The sequence below is a fragment of the Paenochrobactrum gallinarii genome (assembly GCF_014205685.1).
Classification (GTDB): Bacteria; Pseudomonadota; Alphaproteobacteria; order Rhizobiales; family Rhizobiaceae; genus Paenochrobactrum; species Paenochrobactrum gallinarii.
This window is the reverse complement of record NZ_JACIIU010000042.1, coordinates 1-7,253: the sequence shown is the minus strand read 5'-3', so window position 1 is coordinate 7,253 and position 7,253 is coordinate 1. Positions and strand designations below refer to the sequence as shown.

Genomic DNA, 7,253 nt, shown 5'->3' with positions numbered 1-7,253 from the left:
GAATATGCGCATCATCAGGCCGCTTACGACGATAGCGCACACTTGATCGATCAACACATAAAACGGCACACGCCCGACGCTGGCTCACGGCATACACTTGGCAAACACGAACAACTGCGTCTCGCCTGGCATCGGGCGTTACCATTTTTTTGCAGCAACATCTTTCAAAATAGCATTATCCAGCATCGTCTCGGCCAGCAGCTTTTTTAGCTTGGCATTTTCTTCTTCCAATGCTTTCAGTTTACGCGCATCGGAAACCTCTAGGCCACCAAATTTGGCTTTATATTTGTAAAAACTGGCGCTGCTAATCCCATATTTGCGGCACACTTGTGCAGTTGGCGTTCCCGCTTCCTGCTCTTTAATCATCCCGATTATCTGTTCGTCTGAAAACCGTGAGCGTTTCATTGTCCATCTCCTACCAAGGATTGGACTCTACCAAAATCTGGAGGAGTTTGCGGGGCTCAGGTCAAACTCTTTTTGATCGTCAATTTGATAAAAACTTCCCTCGTAGTTGGCGCGATGGCATTGCTGAGAGCTTTTATACAGTAATGTCAGTTGCAACATCAGGAAAACCAGCAGCTCGTAAAAACTTATTTGGTTGGATCGGACGCATATTCCAAGGTGTATGGCTCGTTTGTGGTATCGCAGTTCTAGCCTACGTCACATCATCGATCACAAGCGTCATGACAACTCTTTCACTCTCAAGTCAAATTAAAAGTGTTGCCGACCTAAGTAACCGTACCATCGGAGTGCAGCCTGGAAGTGTGTCAGAGGTTTATGCAAAACAACACAACATGAAGTCTCAGAAATTTGAACATATAGAACAAGCAGTTGAAGCACTCCTAAATGGGAACATCGGAGCTATTATCGGAGATGCGCCTGTGTTGGAATATTACGCTCATACCAATAGTTATAAACCTATTTCCGTGATCGGACCATTATTTGAACCAGACAAATATGCATTTGGCCTCACTCATGGAAGCAAGCTGACACGACCACTTACAATTGAGTTAGTTGGCACTCAAGAAAGCGGAGACCTTGAAGTCATGCGTGCACGATACTTTGGAAATGGCCAATGACGACTAAACTGCAAAATCCTTAATCATTGCGCTCAAATTAATGCCTAACAGACACACTATCAGTATGCTTGTACTGGCTATATTTTTTTCTCACTTCCTAATGTTGCATATCGGCTACCCTAATAGTCCTCCCCCTCACTTCTCACCTTTTGCCATAGCTTCATTCTTGATGTTTTTGAAACAACCGACCGCGAAATTTGTGAGGTTTAGCTTTAGTATTTACCTTTTGCGAGCAGGATTGTGCTAATAATATCTAGTCGGCCGATTTTTATCAGCTCGCCCTACACTGACAAGTGGAAGTACAATGAATAATGAACTACTAGCACCGATAACTCATGAAGTATTTGTGCATATCCGCATTATTATTGGCATGATTTTAGGGCTCAGCGTAGCGCGTTTGGTGATTGGGGCTACGCGTTACATACAACATCCCGGCAAAGAGAAAATTTATCTGGTGCATTTTGCCTGGGTAATCTGTGTGTTTTTGTTTATCCTTCATTTTTGGTGGTTTGAATTTGCTCTATCACAGATTAAAACTTGGAATTTTTCACTTTACTTCCTACTTATTTCGTATTCAATCGTTTTTGTTATGCTGGCAGCAATGCTATTTCCAGATAAAATCACCGAATACAATGGCTTTAAAGATTACTTTCAAAAAAGAAGGACAGGGTTTTACATCTTATTACTTGTTCTATTCGCCATCGACAGCGTAGACACAGTTGTAAAAGGGAAGCAATACTACGACCACTATGGGATTGCTTATCCAATACGCCAATTCCTACTAATCTCCGGAGCGATTGGCGGCTTAGTTGCCCGTTCAGAATTTTATGACAAAATTTATGCTCTTGCCGCACTTTTCTCACAAATAATTTGGATTTCAGTATTATTCAATGTGATAACCTAGAACTTCTTTAGCACTAATAAACACAACATGATTTATCTTAATGCCCATAATTCTTGGGTTGGATATACCCAGTTTACCAATGCTCATGCCTATAAGACCTTGAATAGATGGAGTGGTTATACATACGAGAACTTCCGCATATTATCTAAGCATAAAACGATCTATGTAATTTTGATTCAAATCCCTATAACTTTGTTTCAAAACTCAATGTTTTTGTTTCAATGTCAAACACCGTTTGCATTTTAAAAAATGGCCATGAAAATCACAAATTGAACGTAATAATTCGTACTGCATCATCTTAAGGTGTCAGCACAGTAGTACAGCTTCCCACCAAACTATACTCAATTGCGCGCAAGGCGTTTAAAGTTGCGGGTACATTGCTCCAAATTAAAATAATTTACGTAAATTCGATTCAAAACTCTACAACATTGATTCAAAGTTCAAGATCTTTGATTCAATGACAAACGGCGTTTGCGCTGATGATGAAGTACTTGCGCCGACAGCTTTTCGAGCTCACGCTATGTATACCAACCTGTGAGAAGAATTACTCAACAATGTTTAAAAGAACTTATCCGCTTAGAAAAGCAACGTGTGTGCCAGAAACAAGCTCGTAAACGGTCCAAAGCGGAGCGCAAGCCCGATCGCAATGATAGTGCACGTGTGGCACTCTATTATTTGTGCAAACACTTCTACGAACAAAATGAATTACTCGATTTGAATGGCTTTATCGCTGACGCTGTCAACCAATTAGAAAGCCAAGGCTTTAATAAAGTTATCAGTGCCTCAGTCTTTGATGATCTCATCGACAAATATACCAAATCCAACTGGCAATTTAGACGGAAACCTCATCTTAATGAGCAGTAATTGAGTGCTCTGAATTAATGCTTTCCATTAAATTTTATAGATGTCTCATTTCATGTTTTTTGGTGTCATTTTGCTTTAATTCTAAAAGTACTTTTTTCTAAAACATGCTTTATTCCCTACATTACTTCTTATTAAAACAACAAAAACATAGAGTTTTGAATCAAAAATATAGTGTCCATGCAAAAGTGGGTTTTAGAGCATAATTTCAAGATGATTTCATTATTTTCAGTTGTGTGTTTTCGCGTTCATAAAAATTAGAGGAAATTCTTCAGTAAAAGGTCCCACATTTATTTGTGTTGAGGGGCCTTGCCGGTCTTTGCTGGTCCTGTCATATTTCTGGCAGTTCAACATCTGAACAGATAAACGGCTCCGCATAGTGCTCGAACACAAATACGGAGCCTGACCAGAACCCCTCGCTACAAAGGAACGGCTATGACCAAGTATAATGTCTCTCATCATCGAATGGAAGCACCTGACTAGTGTTGTGAACACCTGCAAAGGCTAGGTGTCAGTCATTCAATCTGTTGAATTATTGATTTAAGCCTTAAACCCGCAATTTCCAATCCATATTCATCCAATCTCGCGATCATTACCCTTGTGACCAGGATTGATATCGCACGCTTATGTTTCACCGGAAGCTTAAATGGCTTCCCGTGAAGTCATCCAAGCTTTGTCTTGTGAAATTTGCGTGCTTTTTGCAGGAGACGTATTTTGACAACCTGTGACCATCATCTACATGCTGGCTCGAGCCGGCAACGTCATTCGTTACCATACACAGATATCGATACAGATACGCTCTACAATGAACTCAGAGCCTCAATTGCTGCGAAGCAGACAGCCATCGGGATATGGTGCAATCAAACATTTAAAGCCAGAACAGGTGATGCAGAATATGCCATCTGGCTTGAGCAGTTTACTTTAATAACCAATCGATATGATCTTGATTTAATTCAGGAAGCACTGACCGTCATCATTGCCCACTCATCCATGATCGATTACTGCAACATCCCCACACAACTTCCAGTGACAAAAACTGCTCTTAAAATTATCGAAACACATCCAAACCCTGATTTTGAGATCATTACCTTCGATAGAAATGACTTATCGGGCGACTTTTACATACCAAGCATTCTGGGCATTCATGAACCGAGCAGCACAGTATTAATGGGCTCGGTCGGAGATTTTGCCATGATGGCTGAAAGTGACATTCAAAAACTCAAACACCAAATGATGGCCGCAGCACTGGTTTTGCCGGATTATTTAGCACAAAAAAATATTTGTAAACGCACCGACACGGTTGAACTGGCACTGATCGATATAAGTAAAATGCCCAATGCTGCTGTACAACACTTTTGGCCACTTCAAAATATTGATGATCTCTTATGTGTATCCGGTGCAGCACAAGCGGTAAAAGATATAAGAAACATATTGGCGCATAGCACATTTACTCTGCTTCAGCGTATGGATCAAAAAAACAATGCAATTGCAGAATGCATAGCACCTAACGGACAATCGGAAACAATAAAACCGACCACAGTTCGTGTTGAGTTTTTAGAATTTAGGCCAAGTGTAACTGGTTAAATATCTCCCTATAAGGGAGACGCTGCTTCTAGCAGCCCACATTTTTACATACGAACCCTTCGCGTGGACCCCATGTGCGAACCTCAAGCCATACTTGCCACAGCAGGTGTGAATGATTTTTGTATTCAAAAATAAGGACAACCAATGATTATCCAAGACGGCCAATATGATGAAGCAACTATTCGCAACTATATCCGCCTGCTCAAAGCACTCGTAACGGACATGGAAGCATTCCTCGACGGTAACGGTCCAACAGATGAAGACTTTGAACAAGCGCCGCTGATTGAGGACTGGCGACAATCAGAGCGTTACAGCCCCTGCCTTACCGGCACATTTCACTATCATCCACTGCTTGGTGGATTGATCCCGAACGGTATCACGTCACAACTCTGGTTGCTGAATAAAGATGAAGGATGGGCACGCACATTGAGCAGATTTTACAAACTGGGTAAACCATTCAAGCGCTAGTCCGCCATCTAACATCTAAGATTTGATACCAACACACATAACCAAGGTGGGGAAGACCTCTGCCTTGGTCCAATGCATGACGATAACGAGCTAAACCACGTGGATTCAGGTTACATATCTCAATTGCAGGACCAACCAAGAGCATCTGTTTGTCCCAAAATGGATTGAGCCCTCCTCTGCAAACGGCGTTTATCTTTGAATCAAAAACTTAGTGAACTGCAACGCTCACATAGAGTTTTGAATCAAAGATATAGAAAACTGAATCATTCACACAGAACTCTGCAACAAAAATATTGAGTAATGAATCGTCGTTATAGAGACTATAAAAGCATTATTTAATCAATGTTTTCATGACGTTACAGCAATAAGCAAAATTGCGGGATATTGTCTTCATATAAAACTCAGGTTATACTTAATCTATTAACACTATTTCTTACGATTATTATGACCACTCAGTTCAATCCATAAATCATTAAAGAAACGGATATTTCATGACCAAAAACGTTGTTTTCTATGCCCGATATTCTACCACCAGACAAAATGAATTAACTATCGAAACGCAAATCGAACAAGGCCAGCGGATGATTGCTGAGCGCGGTTGGAACCTTGTTGAAGTCTATAAAGATAGTGGCATTAGCGGTACACAACTCAAAACACGCCCCGGAATCCAAGCTCTGCTCAATCGCGTTGAGCGCAGAGATATCGAAATTGTGCTGTGTGTCAGTGTTGATCGTATTTCGCGTGATGTGGAGCATAGCGCAGGCATTCTTAAAAACCTGAGCTATAACAATATTGAACTCTGGACTGTCACAGGCAACGGACCAATTTCTGACATGGAGCTTGGGATACGAGCTGTTCTCAGCCACGAGCTTATTCAGGATATCCGCGTTAAAACACGTGAAGGCATGAAGAAGACCATTGCTCAGGGCAAAGCTGCCGGTGGCCTGGCTTATGGCTACCGTGTCAAATTAGAATACGACGTCAAGGGTGAGCGTATTCCGGGATTGCGTGAGATTGAAAGTAAAGAAGCTGAGATCGTGCGTTGGATTTTTCAAGAATATGCCAACGGGAAGTCCCCTACGGCACTGGCTGTCGAGCTCAATAAAAAAAATATCCCAGGTCCGAGAGGCATAAAATGGCGTGATACGGCCATTCGCGGGCACCGTAATCGCGGTAGCGGTATTCTCAATAATGTTCAATATAATGGTCGGCTGCTCTGGAACAGAAACAGCTACAAAAAGAACCCACTCACCGAAACCAGAACCTCCACCATCAATGATCAGGCCGTGTGGCAGATAAAAGAAGTCCCGGAGCTAAGGATTATTGACGATCAGTTGTGGGCAAGGGTTAAACAACGACAAATAGAAAATGAGAAGCTGTTCTCGAGAACCACCACAAACAAGCTGAACAAGTCGCATCGACCGCGATATTTGCTCAGTGGCCTACTGGAATGTGCCCATTGCGGCGGCCCCTATGCCATAATGGGCAAGGGTCGTTATGGTTGCACCAACCGCCAAAAGAAACTCCCCATTGATATGCTTGGCGGCATCGTCTGTACCAACAGCAAGACCATATTGCGATCAGAACTGGAAGACCGCGTACTGGTCGCATTTCCTGAAAGTTTACTCTCCATCACCAATATGGATAGATTACAAAAAGACCTTGATCGTGAATTTAAGCAAAGCCATAAACAAAGCGGCAAACAACGGGAAGAGCTTTTATCTAGCATCAGGAAGATCGAACTGCAGCAGCGTCACCTCATGGAACAACTCGCGATACGAGCATCTGAGGGTCGTCCACCAATTCCTGCAGTTAACGATATGATCGACACGCATGAGGTTAATCGCGCCGCGCTACAAAAGAACCTGGATTCATTACCTGTCACCACCACATCAAAGCCAACAGGCACAATAAATGGCATGATGATGAACGCCATTAGTCAAGCCGTGGTTTACGTTTTAAAAAACAGTAATGACCCAAGCAACGAGCCTTGGTTCCAAATGGTACGCGAGATGATACAAAAGGTCATTATCAGCCCCTCCCCTGATTACGCACGCGCAGAGCTAACTATTTATGGCCGCCTGGCTTCGATCATGGCATCCATGGCTGCATGGGAAGAGCAGTCCAAAATTCATCATAAGCGGGGATTCGAGGATTTCTACCGACTACGAGCTGAAGGGAAGTTTAAGACTCACGATGACCGAATTCAGTTTATGAACCGCTTTAACAAGTATTTGGCTGAAGAGAAGAAGATTTGGGATAGGTTACAAGTCTCGGTGGTTGCGGGGGCAGGATTTGAACCTGCGGCCTTCAGGTTATGAGCCTGACGAGCTACCGGGCTGCTCCACCCCGCGATA

General features: G+C 42.6%; 6 protein-coding genes, 1 tRNA gene and 1 pseudogene. 6 read left to right on the top strand and 2 right to left on the bottom strand.

What is annotated here, in order from left to right; translation table 11 throughout:
• Positions 1-405 (bottom strand): annotated as a pseudogene (locus tag FHS77_RS15270) (transposase); the annotation flags it as partial.
• 47 nt (positions 406-452) lie between these two features.
• Between FHS77_RS15270 and FHS77_RS15265 the strand changes: the two are divergent.
• The 6 genes from FHS77_RS15265 to FHS77_RS16315 all read left to right on the top strand — a co-directional run bounded on the left by FHS77_RS15265 (position 453) and on the right by FHS77_RS16315 (position 7,217).
• Positions 453-1,079: a substrate-binding periplasmic protein gene (locus FHS77_RS15265; protein ID WP_246431374.1), complete on the top strand. Its 627-nt coding sequence runs from the start codon at positions 453-455 to the stop codon at positions 1,077-1,079.
• A gap of 304 nt (positions 1,080-1,383) precedes the next feature.
• Positions 1,384-1,983 (top strand): hypothetical protein, encoded by a 600-nt coding sequence (locus FHS77_RS15260; protein WP_184224787.1) that lies wholly within the window; start codon positions 1,384-1,386, stop codon positions 1,981-1,983.
• Between the two features lie 534 nt (positions 1,984-2,517).
• On the top strand, positions 2,518-2,847 hold the full coding sequence (locus FHS77_RS15255; RefSeq protein WP_184224786.1) for a hypothetical protein: 330 nt from the start codon (positions 2,518-2,520) through the stop codon (positions 2,845-2,847).
• A 711-nt stretch (positions 2,848-3,558) separates the two neighbouring features.
• A complete protein-coding gene (locus FHS77_RS15250) occupies positions 3,559-4,428 on the top strand; it encodes a hypothetical protein (RefSeq protein ID WP_184224785.1) in 870 nt (289 codons plus the stop codon).
• A gap of 144 nt (positions 4,429-4,572) precedes the next feature.
• The gene (locus FHS77_RS15245; protein ID WP_184224784.1) at positions 4,573-4,896 is read left to right on the top strand and encodes a DUF6634 family protein; all 324 of its coding nucleotides are present in this window, start codon (positions 4,573-4,575) and stop codon (positions 4,894-4,896) included.
• Between the two features lie 491 nt (positions 4,897-5,387).
• Positions 5,388-7,217, top strand: coding sequence for a recombinase family protein (locus tag FHS77_RS16315; RefSeq protein WP_246431375.1), 1,830 nt, complete (start codon positions 5,388-5,390; stop codon positions 7,215-7,217).
• On the opposite strand, the gene FHS77_RS15230 is transcribed toward FHS77_RS16315, so the two are convergent.
• A tRNA-Met gene (locus FHS77_RS15230) sits at positions 7,174-7,250 on the bottom strand. The two genes, FHS77_RS16315 and FHS77_RS15230, sit on opposite strands and share 44 nt — an antisense overlap.
• Between the last annotated feature and the right edge of the window lie 3 nt (positions 7,251-7,253).